17 protein-coding genes are annotated in these 17,611 nt (G+C 60.5%); 7 read left to right on the top strand and 10 right to left on the bottom strand.

The window, feature by feature from the left end; genetic code table 11:
* Positions 1-52: 52 nt before the first annotated feature.
* Together KI235_RS22325 and KI235_RS22320 are read right to left on the bottom strand one after the other, a co-directional pair.
* Positions 53-1,402: an NCS2 family permease gene (locus tag KI235_RS22325; protein ID WP_003204513.1), complete on the bottom strand. Its 1,350-nt coding sequence runs from the start codon at positions 1,400-1,402 to the stop codon at positions 53-55.
* Between the two features lie 375 nt (positions 1,403-1,777).
* The gene (locus KI235_RS22320) at positions 1,778-2,224 is read right to left on the bottom strand and encodes a MarR family transcriptional regulator (RefSeq protein WP_003204511.1); all 447 of its coding nucleotides are present in this window, start codon (positions 2,222-2,224) and stop codon (positions 1,778-1,780) included.
* 82 nt (positions 2,225-2,306) lie between these two features.
* On the opposite strand from KI235_RS22320, the gene KI235_RS22315 reads away from it, so the two are divergent.
* Complete coding sequence (locus KI235_RS22315) at positions 2,307-3,473, top strand: PLP-dependent aminotransferase family protein (protein WP_003204509.1); 1,167 nt, start codon at positions 2,307-2,309, stop codon at positions 3,471-3,473.
* Between the two features lie 144 nt (positions 3,474-3,617).
* Here the strand turns inward: KI235_RS22315 and KI235_RS22310 are convergent, their stop codons facing one another.
* The 5 genes from KI235_RS22310 to KI235_RS22290 form a co-directional block, all read right to left on the bottom strand.
* Positions 3,618-3,989: a glutathione S-transferase N-terminal domain-containing protein gene (locus tag KI235_RS22310; RefSeq protein ID WP_003204508.1), complete on the bottom strand. Its 372-nt coding sequence runs from the start codon at positions 3,987-3,989 to the stop codon at positions 3,618-3,620.
* 104 nt (positions 3,990-4,093) lie between these two features.
* Complete coding sequence (folE, locus tag KI235_RS22305) at positions 4,094-4,639, bottom strand: GTP cyclohydrolase I FolE (RefSeq protein WP_003204506.1); 546 nt, start codon at positions 4,637-4,639, stop codon at positions 4,094-4,096.
* A gap of 77 nt (positions 4,640-4,716) precedes the next feature.
* On the bottom strand, positions 4,717-5,274 hold the full coding sequence (locus KI235_RS22300) for a Smr/MutS family protein (protein WP_003204497.1): 558 nt from the start codon (positions 5,272-5,274) through the stop codon (positions 4,717-4,719).
* 74 nt (positions 5,275-5,348) lie between these two features.
* Positions 5,349-5,669, bottom strand: a complete 321-nt coding sequence (locus KI235_RS22295) for a hypothetical protein (protein ID WP_003204495.1) — start codon at positions 5,667-5,669, stop codon at positions 5,349-5,351.
* A 130-nt stretch (positions 5,670-5,799) separates the two neighbouring features.
* On the bottom strand, positions 5,800-6,390 hold the full coding sequence (locus KI235_RS22290) for a cysteine hydrolase family protein (RefSeq protein WP_003204493.1): 591 nt from the start codon (positions 6,388-6,390) through the stop codon (positions 5,800-5,802).
* A 254-nt stretch (positions 6,391-6,644) separates the two neighbouring features.
* On the opposite strand from KI235_RS22290, the gene prmB reads away from it, so the two are divergent.
* A complete protein-coding gene (prmB, locus tag KI235_RS22285; protein WP_003204491.1) occupies positions 6,645-7,553 on the top strand; it encodes a 50S ribosomal protein L3 N(5)-glutamine methyltransferase in 909 nt (302 codons plus the stop codon).
* A gap of 140 nt (positions 7,554-7,693) precedes the next feature.
* On the opposite strand, the gene KI235_RS22280 is transcribed toward prmB, so the two are convergent.
* On the bottom strand, positions 7,694-8,482 hold the full coding sequence (locus KI235_RS22280) for an N-acetyltransferase (protein ID WP_003204489.1): 789 nt from the start codon (positions 8,480-8,482) through the stop codon (positions 7,694-7,696).
* 107 nt (positions 8,483-8,589) lie between these two features.
* Positions 8,590-9,555 carry an alpha/beta fold hydrolase gene (locus KI235_RS22275; RefSeq protein WP_003204487.1) on the bottom strand — a complete coding sequence of 322 codons (966 nt, stop codon included), beginning with the start codon at positions 9,553-9,555 and terminating at the stop codon, positions 8,590-8,592.
* A 142-nt stretch (positions 9,556-9,697) separates the two neighbouring features.
* On the opposite strand from KI235_RS22275, the gene aroC reads away from it, so the two are divergent.
* The 4 genes from aroC to KI235_RS22255 all read left to right on the top strand — a co-directional run bounded on the left by aroC (position 9,698) and on the right by KI235_RS22255 (position 14,238).
* Positions 9,698-10,789, top strand: coding sequence for a chorismate synthase (gene aroC, locus KI235_RS22270; RefSeq protein WP_003204486.1), 1,092 nt, complete (start codon positions 9,698-9,700; stop codon positions 10,787-10,789).
* Between the two features lie 34 nt (positions 10,790-10,823).
* Positions 10,824-11,969, top strand: coding sequence for an MFS transporter (locus KI235_RS22265; protein WP_003204484.1), 1,146 nt, complete (start codon positions 10,824-10,826; stop codon positions 11,967-11,969).
* 34 nt (positions 11,970-12,003) lie between these two features.
* Positions 12,004-12,537: an acireductone dioxygenase gene (locus KI235_RS22260; protein WP_013694037.1), complete on the top strand. Its 534-nt coding sequence runs from the start codon at positions 12,004-12,006 to the stop codon at positions 12,535-12,537.
* Positions 12,538-12,807: 270 nt separating this feature from the next.
* Positions 12,808-14,238: an IS1182 family transposase gene (locus KI235_RS22255; protein ID WP_212795278.1), complete on the top strand. Its 1,431-nt coding sequence runs from the start codon at positions 12,808-12,810 to the stop codon at positions 14,236-14,238.
* An 899-nt stretch (positions 14,239-15,137) separates the two neighbouring features.
* Here the strand turns inward: KI235_RS22255 and KI235_RS22250 are convergent.
* The gene (locus KI235_RS22250) at positions 15,138-15,416 is read right to left on the bottom strand and encodes a DUF3509 domain-containing protein (RefSeq protein ID WP_003204481.1); all 279 of its coding nucleotides are present in this window, start codon (positions 15,414-15,416) and stop codon (positions 15,138-15,140) included.
* A gap of 356 nt (positions 15,417-15,772) precedes the next feature.
* On the opposite strand from KI235_RS22250, the gene KI235_RS22245 reads away from it, so the two are divergent.
* Complete coding sequence (locus KI235_RS22245; RefSeq protein ID WP_212795302.1) at positions 15,773-17,611, top strand: long-chain-acyl-CoA synthetase; 1,839 nt, start codon at positions 15,773-15,775, stop codon at positions 17,609-17,611.

Genomic DNA, 17,611 nt, shown 5'->3' with positions numbered 1-17,611 from the left:
CTGATGTACAAAAGCCTCACCCATTGGGTGAGGCGGGTGAATACGGTGCCGCTTACAAGAAGATGAACTTGGCGATGAAGATCGCGCAGAGCACCCACAGGCTGACGGAGATTTCCTTGTGTTTACCGGTGCCTGCCTTGAGCACCACATAGGTGATGAAACCCAGTGCGATACCGTCGGCGACCGAGAACGTCAGGGGCATCATGATGGCCGTGACAATGGCCGGGATGCTGTCAGTCGCCTCGTCCCATTCGATGTGGGCCATGCCGCCCATCATCAGCATGGCAACGTAGATCAAGGCCCCGGCCGTGGCGTAGGCCGGGATCATCCCGGCCAGCGGTGCGAAGAACATGGCGGCAATAAATAGCACACCGACGGTCACCGCGGTAAGCCCCGTGCGGCCACCGGCGGCCACACCAGCGGCGCTTTCCACGTAGCTGGTCACCGGCGGCACGCCGACCATGGCGCCAAATACGCTGGAGGCGCTGTCGGCTTTCAAGGCGCGGGACAGGTTCTCGATCTTGCCATCGGCTTTCACCAGGCCGGCGCGCTGGGCAACGCCCATCAGGGTGCCGGCGGTGTCGAACATGTGCACGAACAGGAAGGCCAGCACCACGCTGATCATGCTGACGTTGAACACACCGGCCACGTCCATCGCCATCCAGGTGGGGGCCAGGCTCGGCGGTGTCGACATGACGCCGTTGTACTGCACCAATCCCAGGCCCCAACCGGCCAGGGTCACGGCGATGATGCTGATCAGGATTGCGCCGAACACGCGGTGATAACTGAGCACGGCGATCATCAGGAAGCACACTGCGGCCAACAATGGACCGGGCTCACGCAACGAGCCGAGCTTGATCAGGGTGGCGGGGCTGTCGACGATGATCCCGGCGGTTTTCAGGCCGATCAGCCCGAGGAACAACCCGACCCCCGCGCCCATGGCGAACCGCAGGCTCACCGGAATGCTGTTGAGCAGCCACTCCCGCACCCGTGACAGGGTCAGGACCATGAACAACACACCGGAAACGAACACCGCGCCCAACGCAGTTTCCCAGTTGTAGCCCATGGTGCCGACCACGGTGTAGGTGAAGAATGCGTTCAAGCCCATACCTGGCGCCAGGCCCACCGGCCAGTTGGCGTACAGGCCCATCAACAGGCAGCCCAGGGCCGCGGCGATGCAGGTGGCGACGAACGCGGCACCGTGATCGATGCCGGCGTCGGCCATGATGTTGGGGTTGACGAAGATGATGTAGGCCATGGTGATGAAGGTCGTCAGGCCGGCGATCAGCTCGGTCTTCACCGTGGTGCCATGCAAGCTGAGTTTGAAGATGCGCTCCAGCCAGCCACTGCGTAGTGGCGGCGAGAGGTCCAGCGTCCGGGCTTCGGGTTTGCGGCTTTCCACAGCGAGTACTCCTCAAGAGTCTTATTGTTATTTCCAGCACCGCACACGCCCTGGGGGTGGCTGCGATGCGCTGAGGCAGGTAAGGCTGGCGAAGTATGTTGACCTGTTGGTCAGGAACTCGCACGAAGCGAATTATGCTTTTGTATACAAATAAAGCAAATAATGTTTTCTGTGTTGTCGACGAAATGTCGGGCGATAGGGATATATCGCCCTGGCGGACGCTATCGCGAGCAAGCTTTGCTCCCACGGCGGGCGTCCACTGACCCTCTGTGGGAACAGTTTTGCTTCCAGCAGGTGTCCGCTGAGACCCTCTGTGGGAGCAAGGCTTGCCCGTGATGGCGATAGACCGGGCAATACACAGCTTGCAGAGGAAACTCAGTCGACAGCCACCTGACCCTTTCCCAGCCCCAGATTCACCGCCAACCACCCATCCACCGCCGCTTCCCCGGCCTCGGCAAACACCCGCTCCAGCAATTTCACCTGCTCACGCCGCAATGCCTGTTCGAAGCGTTCGCCCTCGGTTGTCAGTTCCAGCAGCCGCTTGCGCTTGTCGGTCTCGGACGCGACGCTGTTCACCAGATGCATTTCCATCAGTTGTCGTAACGGCATGTTCAGCGCCTGCTTGCTCACCCCGAGTACCGCCAGCAATTCCTTCACGCTCAATGACGGGTAGCGGGCGATGAAAAAAACGATGCGCTGGTGCACCCGGCTCAACCCGCGGCGCTCGAGCATTTCATCGGCCTTGGCGGTGAACGCCTGGTAACCGAAGAAAAACGCTTCCATGGCCATTTGTTGGGAAGTCGGGTTTTTAAGGTCAAGCATATTGACGTATCCGTAGAGGTCGGCGTAATTTCGGTCAATCAGTTTGACTTATTCTTCCCGTGCCCCGCTACAGGTGACCTCCATGGCTTTTTCCGAACGTGTCTCGCGCCTCAAAAGTTCTTTGATTCGAGAAATCCTTGCGGCGGCGCAGCGCCCTGAAGTGATGTCGTTCGCCGGCGGCCTGCCGGCCGAAGCCATGTTGCCGAAAGTGGAATGGGCGGCCATGCCGTTGTCCATGGGCCAGTACGGAATGAGCGAAGGCGAACCCGCCCTGCGCGAAGCCCTGGCGGCCCAGGCGCGGGCGCTGGGTGTGGCCTGTGAGGCGAGTCAGGTGCTGGTGGTCAGCGGTTCCCAGCAAACCCTCGACCTGGCGGCCAAGCTGCACATCGACGTTGGTACGCAAGTGATGCTCGAAGCGCCGACGTATCTGGCGGCGTTGCAGATTTTCCAGCTGTTCGGCGCCGACTGCATCACCGTGCCCCTGGAGGCCGACGGCCCGGACCTGAAACAGTTGCGGGCCCGCCTGGAGCAGCATCGGCCAGCGTTCATCTACCTGATCCCGACGTTCCAGAACCCCTCGGCGGTGCGCTACAGCGAAGCCAAGCGCGATGCGGTGGCGGCGCTGTTGGACGAGTTCGACGTGACCCTGATCGAGGACGAACCCTACCGCGAGCTGACGTTCGATGGCGGCAGTGCCACGCCAATTGTCAGTCGCTTGAAGAAGGCCAGCTGGATCTACACCGGCACCGTGTCGAAAACCCTGTTGCCGGGGCTACGGGTGGGCTACCTGATCGCCAGCCCGGATCTGTTCCCGCACCTGCTGCGGCTCAAGCAGTCGGCGGACCTGCACACCAATCGCATCGGCCAATGGCAGGCGCTGCAATGGATCGGCACCGAGCAGTACCGCAGCCATTTGAGTGAGTTGAGGGATTTCTATCGGGATCGTCGCGACCGCTTTCAGGCGGCGCTGCACAAGCATTTTGCCGACATCGCGGACTGGAGCGTGCCCCAGGGTGGGTTGTTTTTCTGGCTGACTCTCAGGCAACCGCTGGACACCCGCACCTTGCTCCCCGCCGCGCTGGCGGCCGACGTTGCGTTCATGCCGGGGGAACCGTTCTTCCCTGAACCGGACCAGCATCCGGGGCACTTGCGCTTGAACTTCAGCCACATCGATCCGGCGCGGTTGGATGAAGGGCTCAAGCGGTTGGCGGGGGTGGTGCGGGAGGCGTTGGCGGTAAAAGCAGCCTGACTTATGTGGTGACTGGACTGGCCCCATCGCGAGCAAGCTTTGCTCCCACAGGGACAATGGTGAATACAAATCCAGTGTTCACCAAGGCCCCCTGTGGGAGCAAAGCTTGCTCGCGATGAGGCCAGTCGTCGCACTAGAAAACTATCAGGCTGCCGAGAACCGCTTATCCAGATAATCAATGATCACCTTGGACTCATACATCCAGGTGGTCTCGCCATTTTCTTCAATCCGCAGGCACGGCACCTTGATCCGGCCGCCTTGCTCCAACAGGGCCTGGCGATCCTGCTCGTTGTTTTTCGCATCGCGCAGGGCCACGGGTACGTTGAGGCGGCGCAGGGTGCGGCGGGTTTTCACGCAGAACGGGCAGGCGTGGAACTGATACAGCGTCAGGCTGCGAGCGGCCTGCTCGACCTGCGCCTGGGCCTCGGTCGGGCGCTGTTTCTTGCCCGGGCGGGTGATGAAGTCGATGAAGATGATGAGCTGGCCCAAGCCAACCCGAAGCGCTTTGACGATCACGGTATTAAGCCTCGCGGCAGGGAAGAAGAGGGCGCGCAGCTTACCTGATTTTTCACAGGCGAAAAAAAACCGGCGATCAATGCCGGTTTTCTTCGTGCGACGGATTACTTGATGAGGCTGAGGAATTCGCTGCGAGTGGCGGCGTTTTCCCGGAACTCGCCGAGCATCACCGAGGTGATCATCGAGGAATTCTGCTTTTCCACACCGCGCATCATCATGCACATGTGCTTGGCCTCGATCACCACCGCCACGCCCAGGGCGCCAGTCACTTGCTGGACCGCATCGGCGATCTGGCGGCTGAGGTTTTCCTGGATCTGCAGGCGACGCGCATACATGTCGACGATGCGCGCGACTTTCGACAGCCCCAGCACCTTGCCGCTCGGGATGTAGGCCACGTGAGCCTTGCCGATGAAAGGCAGCAGGTGATGTTCGCACAACGAGTACAACTCGATGTCCTTGACCAGCACCATCTCGCTGTTGTCGGAGCTGAACAAGGCACCGTTGGTGACTTCTTCCAGGGTCTGTTCATAACCGCGGCAGAGGTACTGCATGGCCTTGGCAGCACGCTTGGGCGTGTCGAGCAGGCCCTCGCGGGAAACGTCCTCGCCCAGTTGGCCGAGAATCGCGGTGTAATTCTGTTCCAGAGACATGAAACTACCTGTGGGATTTTACGCAAAGGGCAAGGGTACGGTGGCGGACACGGCGCTGCAAGCTCGGCAAGCGAGGGCTATTCGTCGCGGCCTTCCATCATGGTGCGCTTGAGCATCACGTAGACCGCCCCGGCGCCGCCGTGTTTTGCCTGGCAGGAGGTGAAGCCCAACACTTGTGGGTGCTGGCGCAGCCAGGTGTTGACGTGGCTCTTGATCATCGGCCGCTTGCCGTCCAGGCGCACGGCTTTGCCATGGGTGACGCGCACGCAGCGGATTTCGAACTTGGTGGCTTCGGCCAGGAATGCCCAAAGGGTTTCCCGGGCTTTTTCAACGCTCATGCCGTGCAGGTCGAGGCTGCCCTCGAAGGGGATCTGGCCGACCTTCAGCTTGCGCATCTGGCTTTCCTGGACACCGTCGCGTGCCCACATCAACTCGTCTTCCGGTCCGACGTCGATCACGAACTGATCGGACAGGCCATCCACGGTCGTAGCGTCGGTGCGCACGGTGGCGGCCTGGCGCAGCTTGGCGATTTGCGCGCGATCGGCCTTGGGCTTGCCGGTTTCGGCGCGGTCGTGCTTGATCGGTTTTACGCCCTGGATCGCACTTTTGAACAGGGAAAAGTCGTCGTCTTGCATGTCAGCCTCCGCGAAGGCCGGCCAGTTTACCCAACTCTGGCGGGATCAGGCGCGACAAAACGTCGGATGGCGGGTCAGTCGTGCTTTTTCATCAGGTGCGGAGCCATGGCCAGCTCCAGGGATTGGCGGGCGCGACGGCGGCAGCGGCGCCAGAGCCAGACGCCCAGTAACAACACGAAAAGACCGACTGCCAGGATGATCGCCGAACCCAGCGGAGTGGCGTTCAACTCACCCAGTGCGGGCGGGCGGCCCAGCAGGCTGGCGGCACCGGCCATGGCCAGCAGCACACCGAATGTTGCCAGTAGCGCAGCGATTGCCGCGCCAAAACGAAACCGCCAGTTGCTCGGGCCCTTGGGCCGCAAGCGACGTGCGTCAAAACCATCGGATAACTTCATTCCGACCTTCCTCAATGGGTATCGGCCCTTCGACCGGAAGATGTTCGGGTTGTTCCTGACAGTATGGCAATTGCGGCAAATGAGAGGCTTTTGCGGATGAGCGGCGGGAGTGGCCGCTCATCAAGGCGAATCAGATGAAGTCACGAGTCAACGCCAGGGTGGCGAAGTTGTCCGCCATGATCGCCATTTCGGTCTGCTGAACGTGTTCGGCGCTGAGGACGCCGCCCTTGTATGGCAGGTCGCGGGTGGCGCAGGCGTCTTCCACCAGGGTACAGCGAAAGCCCAGGTTCTTGGCGGCGCGCACGGTGGTGCTGACGCTGGAGTGGCTCATGAACCCGCACACGATCAGGTCCAGGGGGCCGAAGTCTTCCAGGCGCTTTTTCAACTCGGTGCCGTGGAAGGCGCTGGGCAGCAGCTTTTCGATCACGGTTTCGTCGGCTTGGGGTTCGAGGCCGGGAATGAACTCCCCGCGCTCGCCTTGCGGATCGAACAGCCCGCCATGGGTGCCCAGGTGGCGCACATGCACGATCGGCCGACCGGCTGCACGGGCCGCACCGAGCAATTGCTTGATGTTCGCGACGGCTGCATCCATGCCGCTCAGGGCCAGGGGGCCGGCGAGGTATTCTTTCTGGGCATCGATGATGATCAGGGTCGCTTGACTCAGGTTGGCCGCTGCATAACCACGGCCGCTGAGTTGAAACATCGTTTTTGGAACGGACATTCTGGGGCTCCTTCGAGTGGGGCTTTTGCGACATTGTCCTCTGGCTGAGCGGTTCTGTGAATCGCTTCCATCGCAAGGGCCGCCGTTGCTGGCCTACAGCCTTGTCAAGATGCTCATCTTGTTCAATAGGCGGATCAAAAAACGGATAATTCCTACGATTGGTCCGGGGTTTTTCGTTCGTCATCGGGGTGTGTTTGGGTGGGGCCGCGTTTGGCTGGTAGACTCGCCCGTCGATTTTTCTGGAGTTTGCCGCCGTGATCACTTCCCGTCTCCGTACCCTGCGCGACCATATCCGTTGGGCCGTCAGCCGTTTCCATGGGGAGGATCTGTTTTTCGGTCATGGCACCGACAATGCGTGGGACGAAGCCCGGCAACTGGTGTTGGGCGCATTGCACCTGCCATGGGAAATTGCCGACAGCTATCTGGACTGCCGTCTTGAAGACGAAGAACTGGTCCATGTGCAGCGCCTGCTGCGCCGGCGTATCACCGAGCGTGTGCCAACCGCCTATTTGTTGGGTGAGGCCTGGTTCTGCGGGATGTCGTTCATCGTCGACGAGCGCGTGCTCATTCCGCGCTCACCCATCGGCGAACTGATCGAAAAGCATTTCGAGCCGTGGCTGGGCCAGGAGCCGGCACGAATTCTTGATCTGTGCACCGGTTCCGGCTGCATCGGCATTGCCTGTGCCTATGAATTTCCGGAGGCCGAGGTGGTGCTGGCCGACCTGTCGTTCGAAGCGCTGGAAGTGGCCAACCAGAACATCGAGCGCCATGGCGTCGATGAGCGCGTGTTCACGGTCCAGGGCGATGGTTTCGACGGTCTGCCGGGGCAACGTTTCGACTTGATCGTGTCGAACCCGCCCTACGTCGATGCGGAAGATTTCGCCGACATGCCGCAGGAATACCAGCACGAGCCGGAGCTGGGCCTGGCTTGTGGCGATGACGGCTTGAACCTGGTGCGCCGGATGCTGGCCGAGGCGGCCGATCATCTGACCGAGAAGGGGTTGTTGATTGTCGAGGTGGGCAACAGCCAGGTGCACGTCGAGGCGTTGTACCCGGAAGTCGATTTCGCCTGGCTCGACTTCGAACGCGGCGGCCATGGTGTGTTCATGCTCAGTGCCGAACAGTGCCGCCAACACCAGGGGTTGTTTGCTTCGCGGGTTTGATCCCCCTTATCCATCTGGGTGCACCCACTGTGGGAGCGAGCTTGCTCGCGATGGCGTCGGATCAGCAGCATTGAAGTTGGCTGATTCACCGCTATCGCGAGCAAGCTCGCTCCCACAGGGTTGTTCAGGCGCTGTCGGGCTTAATGCCGCGTCGCAATCCAGATCAGCAACCCCGCCTGGAACATGGCGAAGGCCACCAGGCAGGTGATGGTGAAGCGCAGGCCGGCGTCTTCGCGCTTGAACTTGGTGACCTTTTCTTCCTGCTGCTTGAGTTTGACTTCCTGTTCCGCCAGGTTCTGCTCGGCCTGTTGCAGCATCTGCGCCGCTTCAAGGATTTCCACGAATTGCAGCTTCTCGGTGTTCCAGTCCCCGAGCAGATCGCCAACGTGGGTTGGCTTGACGCTGCCCTTGAGGTGCTGGGCATCGGCATAGACCACCTCGAAGCCCTGGGCCTTGAGAAAGCGGTCGCGGCGCAGGCGAGTGTCTTCGTTCAGGGCGTCCTTGTTATCCAGGTCGGTGCCGTCTACCCGGTAGGCCGACCAGCGTTTCTTGGCCCAGGTGATGCCCTGGGCCGCCAGGAAACGGCCGATGCCACGGTTGGACGGCTCGACTTGCAGGTTGTCCGGGGAAAAAAACAGGCGTTTTTCGACGTGGTCGGCCCAGACGTCCAGGTGATTCTGTTCCTTGCGCACGCGCTGGTTCGGCAACTGGATGCTCATGCGCAGCAGGCTGCGTTCCTTGCTGTGGCGCTCGACATAGCTGAACTCGACAAACCGCAGCGGCCGCACACCGGTGGCGCGGTCGGTCTTGAGCGGCGCCAGCCGGAGCATTTTGTGATGCTCGGTATGCACGTCGGCCCACGGCAGCTCTACCGCAGGCGAGGCGGGAGCTTCGGCAGCGGTGTTGGGAGAAGTTTCAGTTTCAGTCATAACGGCAAAAATCCTGTCCAGGCCGGCGGGTCGGCAGCCATAGCGCTGCCCGACACCGGGCTATCGGCCGTTTTTGCCAGTCCTGAAGCTAAATCGACTAAAACCGCCTAACGCGCGGCTAACGAGTCAATAAAACGCAGAATTCGCGAACCAAGCTCGGCCGCCAGGGGCAGGTTGGGATCCTTGTAGGAGGCCAGTTGCCGTTTCACGTCGTTGGGCACGATGCGCATCACGTGGTTCATGCCCTCGATCAACGCCAGTTCGGCATCGGGCTTGGCGGCTTTCAACTGCCTGGCGTCGTCGACGCTGACCTGGATATCGCTGCTGCCCTGGATGATCAAGGCCGGCATTTTCAACGCCGCGAAGGCCTGGGCCGGGTCCTGGCGGAACAGCGAGATCAGGTAGGGCTGCACGCTGGGGCGGAAAATGACCTGCAGCTGTGCCGGTACGTTGTCATCGAGTCGACCGGCCTTGAGGCTGTCGAGCAGCTCGTTGCTGCGCAACATCAGCGGCGGTGGCAGGCGGTTGCTCAGTTGTTGGCGCAGCACCTGGTCGATCGGTCGGGCGCTGCCAGACAGCGAAATCACCGCCGCCGCGTTGGCCTGGGGCGCGGCGAGGCTGGCGATCAATGCGCCTTCGCTGTGGCCCAGCAGGATCAACGGGCCCAGTCGCGGATCGGCGGCGAGCTTGTGGCTCCAGGCCACGGCATCGGCCACATAGGCCTCGACGCTCAGGTTGCGTTCGTCCGGTGTCGCCGCGAGGCTGGCCGCTACACCGCGTTTGTCATAGCGCACGCTGGCAATGTTGTGTTTGGCCAAGACCCAGGCCAGGCGCTTGAGGCTGTCGTTGCGCCCACCGTCGGGGTTGTTGCCGTCGCGATCTGTAGGACCTGACCCGGAAATGATCAGGACAACCGGCACCGGCGTGTCGGACTTGGGCAGCAACAACGAGCCGAAAAGCTCACCATTGCCCGTATCGAGGCTGATTGGGCGTTGCAGCACCGTGGCCTGGGCCAGGCCGCAAAACAGGCCGGTGAACAAGGTAAGGCTTAAGGCAAGCAGCTTTAACATCATCACGCCATTAGTTGCGAAGGTGCCGGTTGGACTGGTGGCCGCCGATAAGGTTCGAGGATGAACTACGCGGGGAGCCTGCGTATACTGGCGCGCATTACGAATCCAAGGTTGAGTCTCTCAGCGATTTCACGGAGCACCCTGCATGTCCGGCAATACCTACGGCAAGCTGTTCACTGTCACCACCGCGGGCGAAAGCCATGGCCCGGCGTTGGTCGCCATTGTCGACGGCTGCCCGCCGGGCCTGGAGATTTCCCTGGACGACCTGCAGCGTGACCTGGACCGCCGCAAGCCCGGCACCAGCCGCCACACCACCCAGCGCCAGGAAGCCGATGAAGTCGAAATCCTGTCTGGCGTGTTCGAAGGGCGCACCACCGGCTGCGCCATCGGCCTGTTAATCCGCAACACCGACCAGAAGTCCAAGGACTACTCGGCCATCAAGGATCTGTTCCGCCCAGCCCACGCCGACTACACCTACCACCACAAATACGGTGAGCGCGATTACCGTGGCGGCGGTCGCAGCTCGGCGCGGGAAACCGCCATGCGCGTGGCGGCCGGGGCGATCGCCAAGAAGTACCTGGCCAGCCAGGGCATCGTCATTCGTGGCTACATGAGCCAGTTGGGCCCCATCGAAATCCCGTTCAAGACCTGGGACTCGGTGGAACAGAACGCGTTCTTCTGCCCCGACCCGGACAAGGTGCCAGAACTTGAGGCCTACATGGATCAACTGCGTCGGGACCAGGATTCGGTCGGCGCGAAGATCACCGTGGTCGCCGAAGGGGTGATGCCTGGCCTTGGCGAGCCGATCTTCGACCGCCTCGACGCCGAGCTGGCCCACGCGCTGATGAGCATCAATGCGGTGAAAGGCGTGGAGATCGGCGCCGGTTTCGCCTGCGTTGCCCAGCGCGGCACCGAGCACCGTGACGAACTGACCCCGCAAGGTTTCCTGAGCAACAATGCCGGCGGCATCCTCGGTGGCATTTCCTCGGGCCAGCCGATCGTGGCGCACCTGGCCTTGAAGCCAACGTCCAGCATCACCACGCCGGGCCGCTCCATCGACATCCATGGCAACCCGGTGGACGTCATCACCAAGGGCCGTCACGATCCGTGCGTCGGCATCCGCGCCACGCCCATCGCCGAGGCGATGATGGCGATCGTGCTGATGGATCACCTTCTGCGTCATCGCGGCCAGAACGCCGACGTTCGCGTCAGCACTCCGGTGCTGGGGCAGCTTTGATGGTTGGCCTGCCGACCGCCGTGGCCTGACGACCATGGCGGCACTGCCGTACTGGCGGCTCTCCAGTTTCTATCTGTTCTATTTCGCGCTGCTCGGTTCGACGGCGCCGTTCCTGGCGCTGTATTTCGATCACCTGGGGTTCAACGCGGCGCGCATCGGCGAGCTGGTGGCGATTCCCATGTTGATGCGCTGCGTGGCGCCGAACATCTGGGGCTGGCTGGGGGACTACACCGGCCGACGCCTGGCGATCGTGCGGTTTGGCGCGATCTGCACGCTGCTGGCCTTCTCGCTGATCTTCATCGATAAAAGCTACGCTTGGCTGGCGATGGTCATGGCGCTGCATGCGTTCTTCTGGCACGCGGTGTTGCCGCAGTTCGAAGTCATCACCCTGGCCCATCTCGGCGGGCAGGCCTCGCGCTACAGCCAGATCCGCCTGTGGGGCTCCATCGGCTTCATCATCACCGTGGTGGCGCTCGGCCGTTTGTTCGAATGGCTGAGCCTGGACATCTACCCGGTGGCGCTGGTGTTGATCATGGCCGGCATCGTTCTCGCCAGCTTCTGGGTGCCCAACGCCCAGCCACTGCAGGGGCCGCGCGTCGCAGGGGAAGGGTTCCTGCGGCAACTGCGCAACCCTGGCGTGCTGGCGTTCTACACGTGTGTGGGCCTGATGCAGGTGAGCCACGGGCCGTATTACACCTTCCTGACCTTGCACCTCGAACACCTGGGCTACAGTCGCGGGCTGATCGGCCTGCTCTGGGCCCTCGGAGTGGTGGCGGAAGTTTTGGTGTTCCTGCTGATGAGCCGGATCCTGGCGCGGTTTTCCGTGCGCCGGGTACTGCTGGCGAGTTTCCTGCTGGCGGCGTTGCGCTGGTTGTTGTTGGGCTCGCTGGCCGAGTTTCTCTGGGTATTGTTGCTCGCCCAGGTGCTGCACGCGGCGACCTTCGGCAGTTTTCACGCCGCCGCCATCCATTTCGTGCAACGCAGCTTCGGTCCTCGCCAGCAAGGCCAGGGGCAGGCGCTGTATGCGGCGCTGGCCGGTACGGGCGGGGCCTTGGGCGCGTTGTATTCCGGCTATAGCTGGAACGCCTTGGGTGCCAGTTGGACATTCAGCCTCGCCAGCCTCGCGGCTTTCGCGGCAGCCGTTATCATTGCCACACGTATGCAAGAGGACCGGCCATGAGCCTTCGAACCATTAATTTGCTGGAGCCTTTGTCATGAGCAGCCTGTCGGTCTATCACGTTTCGAGCCCAGACATTCCGAACAAAGTGTTGACCCACGTCGAGGACATTGCCGCGACCCTGGCTGAACAAGGTATTCACTTTGCCCGTTGGGAGGCGGCGGTGAAAATCCAGCCGGGTGCCAGTGAGGAGGACATCATTGCGGCTTACCAGGCTCAGATCGATGGGGTGATGACTGAGCGGGGTTATGTTGCGGTCGATGTTGTCAGTGTCAGCAGCGATCAGCCGGAACAGGCTGGGGAGCTCGATGAGTGTCGCCATAGCCAGGATGAAGTGCGGTTTTTCGTTGCCGGTCGTGGCTTGTTTAACCTGCACGTTGGGGATTATGTCTACGCGGTGCTGTGTGAAAGGAATGACTTGATAACGGTGCCTGCTGGTATGCCGCATTGGTTTGACAGGGGGGAGCGGCCGCATTTCGTTACGATTCGTTTGTCTGGTGATTTGCAGGGGTTGGTTGCTGAGGTTACGGGGGATGATATTGCTCGGCGGTTTCCTCGTCTGGAAGACTGACCTGCGTTGGTGGTGCCCTGAGCTTGTGTGTATATCCGTTGCTGCGGTAACGGCTACTTAGGGTTCCGCCCTTACGGCGGGTCACTTTTGGAAGAGCCGGGAGCCGGACCAGCCAAAAGTAACCAAAAGCGCTTTGCCCCACCACTCGGTGCCTCGCTCCAGCATTGCTCCGTGGGCCGCCGCGAAGGGCCATTCATGGCCCAGAGTGTGTAAAAACCCCGAAGCCAACCCTTGCTATGATTCCCCAGGACTTCATCGCAAGGGCTGCCCATGAAACGCTTCATCCAAGGTGAACACCGAGATCAAACTACCTTGCTCCCCGAGAGCTTGGACGACTACGTCAGCGACACCAATCCGGTGCGCGTTGTCGATGTCTTCGTGGATGAGCTCGACCTGATCAGCTTGGGTTTTGACAGCGCTGTCCCCGCTAAAACGGGCCGACCGGCTTACCACCCTGCAGTCATGCTGAAGATCTACATCTACGGCTATCTCAACCGTATCCATTCAAGCCGGCGCCTTGAGCGCGAGGCGCAGCGCAACGTCGAGCTGATGTGGCTGACCGGTCGCCTGATGCCGGATTTCAAGACCATCGCCAATTTCCGCAAAGACAACGGAAAGGCCATTCGAGGAGTCTGTCGGCAGTTCGTCGTGTTGTGTCAACAATTGGGGCTGTTCTCGGAGCATTTCGTTGCCATCGATGGCAGTAAATTCAAGGCGGTGAACAACCGCGACCGCAATTTTACCAGCGCCAAGCTGAAGCGCCGGATGGAAGACATCGAGTCAAGCATTGCCCGTTATCTGAAAGCCCTGGATGAGGCTGATCGGGAAGAGCCCAAGTCTTCAGGGCCCAAAGGCGGCCTGGAAGAGAAAATCGCCAAATTGAAGGAGCAGATGAAGGCACTCCAAGCGATTGAAATACAGCTTGAAGCATCGCCGGACAAACAGATCTCGCTAACCGACCCGGACGCGCGCTCGATGATGATGACGAGCGGTCATGGCATCGTGGGCTACAACGTGCAGACAGCAGTCGATACCAAACACCATTTGATCGTTGCGCACGAGGTGACCAATGTCGGTCACGACCGTGATCAGCTTAGCTCGATGGCCCAGCAGGCCCGTGAGGCGATGCAAATCGAATCGTTGTCGGTGGTGGCGGACCGAGGGTATTACAAAAGCGTAGAAATCCTGGCCTGTCACGAGGCAGGGATCACAGCTTATGTGCCGAAAACGCTGAGCTCGCGGGCCAAATTTGATGGCCGTTTCGGCAATGACGAGTTTGTTTACGACGCAGACAAAGATGTCTACGTCTGCCCCGCCAAGCAAGTGCTGATCTGGCGCAACTCTTACGTCGACAAGGGCAAGAAGCTGGACGTTTACTGGCACTCCAACTGCCGAGCCTGTTCGATAAAGGCGCAATGCACACCGGCCAGAGAGCGAAAAATTCGGCGCTGGGAACATGAGGCGTTACTGGAGGAAATGCAGGCCCGGCTGAACAATGAGCCGCAGATGATGAACATCCGCAAGCGAACGGTCGAGCACCCCTTCGGGACGCTGAAGCAATGGATGGGAGCGACGCATTTTCTGACACGGCGGCTGGCTGGGGTCAGCACTGAAATGAGCTTGAATGTGCTCGCTTACAATTGGAAAAGAGTGATGAAAATCCTTGGTGCGCAGGGTCTGATGAAGGCGCTGGCGGCCTGAAAGCCTGCCGTTTTGCCCCGTTAATCAAGCTATGAAGCCTTGCTAGCGTTCGTAGGGGCCGCTTGGAGCTACAGGAACCCTTCAGGTTTTAATCAGTTGGCCAACACCTGTCGGCACTACGTGCCGACGATGTTTTTTCTGTTTTTACACACTCTGGGCCCAGCGCGGCTAACCCGGCATCCATGCCGGGTTGCCCACTGTATCGCGAGCAAGCTCGCTCCCACATTGGATCTTCATCAGATACAAAATCCATGTGCACCGCAAAACCTGTGGGAGCGGGCTTGCTCGCGAAGAGGCCGGCACATCCAACATCTTCATCGACTGTGACATCGCCTTCGCGAGCAGGCTCGCTCCCACAATGGGCTGCAGTGAACACAGAACTCATGAACACCCAGGATCCCCTGTGGGAGCGAGCTTGCTCGCGATGAGGCCGGCACATCCAACATCACCGCAAACTGACACATCGCTTTCGCGAGCAAGCTTTGCTCCCACAGATCTAACGGGTGTACGACCAGGAGAGCCAGGTCGGCTGTTAGGCCGCCTCGCGGTGGACGTTGATCTCGGCGCCCCGTTAACCACGCTGGCCGAACGCAGGCATTGTGGAGTGGGCATCCCGGCATGGATGCCGGGATAGCCGCGCTGGGCCATGGATGGCGAGCCTAGGCGAGGTGCCAAGTGGTGGGGCAGGAGCGTTTTGCTTACTTTTGACTGGGCCGGCTTCCGGGCTTCTCAAAAGTGAGCCGCTGTAAGAGCGGAACCGTCAGCAGCCATTACCGAAGAAACGGATATACACACCGAAGCGGGCTTTCCCAAGGCGCAAAAAAACGGCGCTCCCCATTTCTGAAAGAAGCGCCGTTTTTTCAAGCAAGAGCAAGCAGCTCCGCGTTTTTCCAGCAGGCTCAAGCGCTATGGTAAGTCGGCAAAGCAAACCGATGCTGGCTCTGCAACAAGGTGATCTGTGGCAACTCGCTAGCCTGTTCAGCCAGGTCACGACGAATCGCGCTGATCGCCCAGGACAACTGATCCCCCGCATGCAGTTGAGCGTAGGAAATCGTGCGTTTGAACAGCTTGCCGTCGCTATTACGCAAGGTCAGCAGAATGCCGCCATCCGGGCGGGGCTGGGTGGTCACTTCGTAGTTGGAAAACAGGGACGCAAACTTTTCTTGAATCATGTTCATAGTTGACTGCTCCATGGTATGGCAAACCGTGGAGGGGGAGTTGCACTGTCTGTGCCAGCATTCGGCTTTATATAAAATCCTTTAAAAACATATAGTTATATTTTTTCTGTATTTTTGATTTCGTGCATCTTGCATGAATAGCCATCGTGCATCCTGCATTTTGCGTGGTCGGGCAATGATTTTTGGAACCAAATCGTTTCCCGGTGCTCGCGCTTCGCCTGTCTCGGGCAGCGGATACAAAACATTGCAAAAACCGCGTGTACAGCGCCGCAATTGCCAGCGTACTTTCGAGCCAAAATCACCTGCTGCCCGATAACAAGAACCGAGACCCACGAGGTCGAACGGGGAAGATCACCATGAGTCGTACACCCAGCGACGCGATTACCTGGGGCATGATGCTGCGCAAGCTGCCAGCCATTGCCAAAGCCGTCCCCCGAATCGTCAAAGGCATGAAGCTGGCCAACGTCCAGGACCCGACCCAGCCTTGCGGCCTGGGCTGGTGTTTCGAACAGGCCACGCAACGCAATCCCCAGGGCCCGGCACTGCTGTGCGGCGAGACGGTGTTGAGTTATGCACAGGTCAACGCGCAGGCCAATCGCATCGCCCATTACCTGCTGGCCCAGGGCATCGGCAAGGGCGATTGCGTGGCGATATTCATCGAGAACCGGCCACAGCTATTGATCAGCGTGTTGGCAATGGCCAAGGTCGGCGCGGTCAGTGCCATGCTCAACACCTCGCAAACCGGCGATGCGCTGGTGCACAGCCTGGCCCTGGTCAGCCCGGTCGCGGTGGTGGTGGGGGATGAACGGGTCGCGGCCTTCAACGACATACGAGAACGAACCACACTGTCGAGCAGCAGGACCTGGTGGCTGGCGGATCAGGACAGTGCCGATATCCCGTCCGATGCCCCATCCGGTTTCATCGACCTGATGGCTGGCAGCGAGGATTACCCGAGCGATAACCCGGCGTGCAGCCGGCAGGTTTTCTGCAACGACCCTTGTTTTTATCTCTATACCTCGGGCACCACCGGGCTGCCCAAGGCCGGGGTGTTTCGCCATGGTCGCTGGATGCGCACGTCCACCAGCTTCGGCCTGATCGCCTTGGACATGCAGCCCGACGATGTCGTGTATTGCACCTTGCCGCTGTACCACGCCACCGGCCTGTGCGTGTGCTGGGGCGCGGCGATATGTGGGGCCTCGGGGTTCGCGATCCGGCGCAAGTTCAGCGCCAGCCAGTTCTGGAGCGACGTACGCCGTTACCGGGCGACCACGCTGGGGTATGTCGGTGAGTTGTGCCGCTACCTGATCGATCAGCCTGCCGCTGCCGATGACCGTCACCACGGTGTGAAGAAAATGATCGGCAACGGACTGCGCCCCGGGGCTTGGTCGACCTTCAAGAGCCGGTTTGGCATCGACCACATCTGTGAGCTGTATGCCGCCAGCGACGGCAATATCGGTTTCACCAACATCCTGAATTTCGACAACACCATCGGGTTTTCCCTGATGGGCTGGGAGCTGGTGCAGTACGATCATGCCAGCGGCCTGCCGTTGCGCAACCTGCAAGGTCGCATGCAAAAAGTGCCCAGGGGCCAACCGGGTCTGTTGCTGGCGCGGATCGATGAGAAGGCGCCACTGGATGGCTACACCGATCAGGCCTTGACCGAAAAAACCATCTGCCGGGATGTCTTTGCGCCGGGCGATCGTTACTTCAATACCGGAGACCTGTTGCGCAACATTGGTTTCGGGCATGGGCAGTTTGTTGATCGCCTCGGCGACACCTATCGCTGGAAAGGCGAAAACGTCTCCACCACGGAAGTCGAAAATGTGCTGCTGCAACATCCGCAGGTGGCCGAGGCAGTGGCTTATGGCGTGGAGATCAATGGCACCAATGGCCGTGCGGGCATGGCGGCAATCACCCCGTCCGAATCCCTGGCGACCCTGGACTTCAGCGAGTTGTTGCAGTTTTTGCAATGCAAGCTGCCAACCTATGCCGTGCCGCTGTTCCTGCGCATCAAGGTGAAAATGGACACCACCGGCACCTTCAAGTACCAGAAGACCCGCCTCAAGGCCGAAGCATTCGACCCATGCGTCACCGGGGATGAGCCGGTCTACGCCTGGTTGCCGGGCACCGATACTTACGTGCGGGTGGATCGGCAGCTGGCAGTTCGGATTCAGGGCGGACAATTGCGTTATTGA

It is taken from the genome of Pseudomonas sp. St386 (genome assembly GCF_018325865.1).
Lineage (GTDB): Bacteria > Pseudomonadota > Gammaproteobacteria > Pseudomonadales > Pseudomonadaceae > Aquipseudomonas > Aquipseudomonas brassicacearum.
Note: the sequence above shows the minus strand (reverse complement) of the source record. Positions and strands in the feature narration are given on the sequence as shown.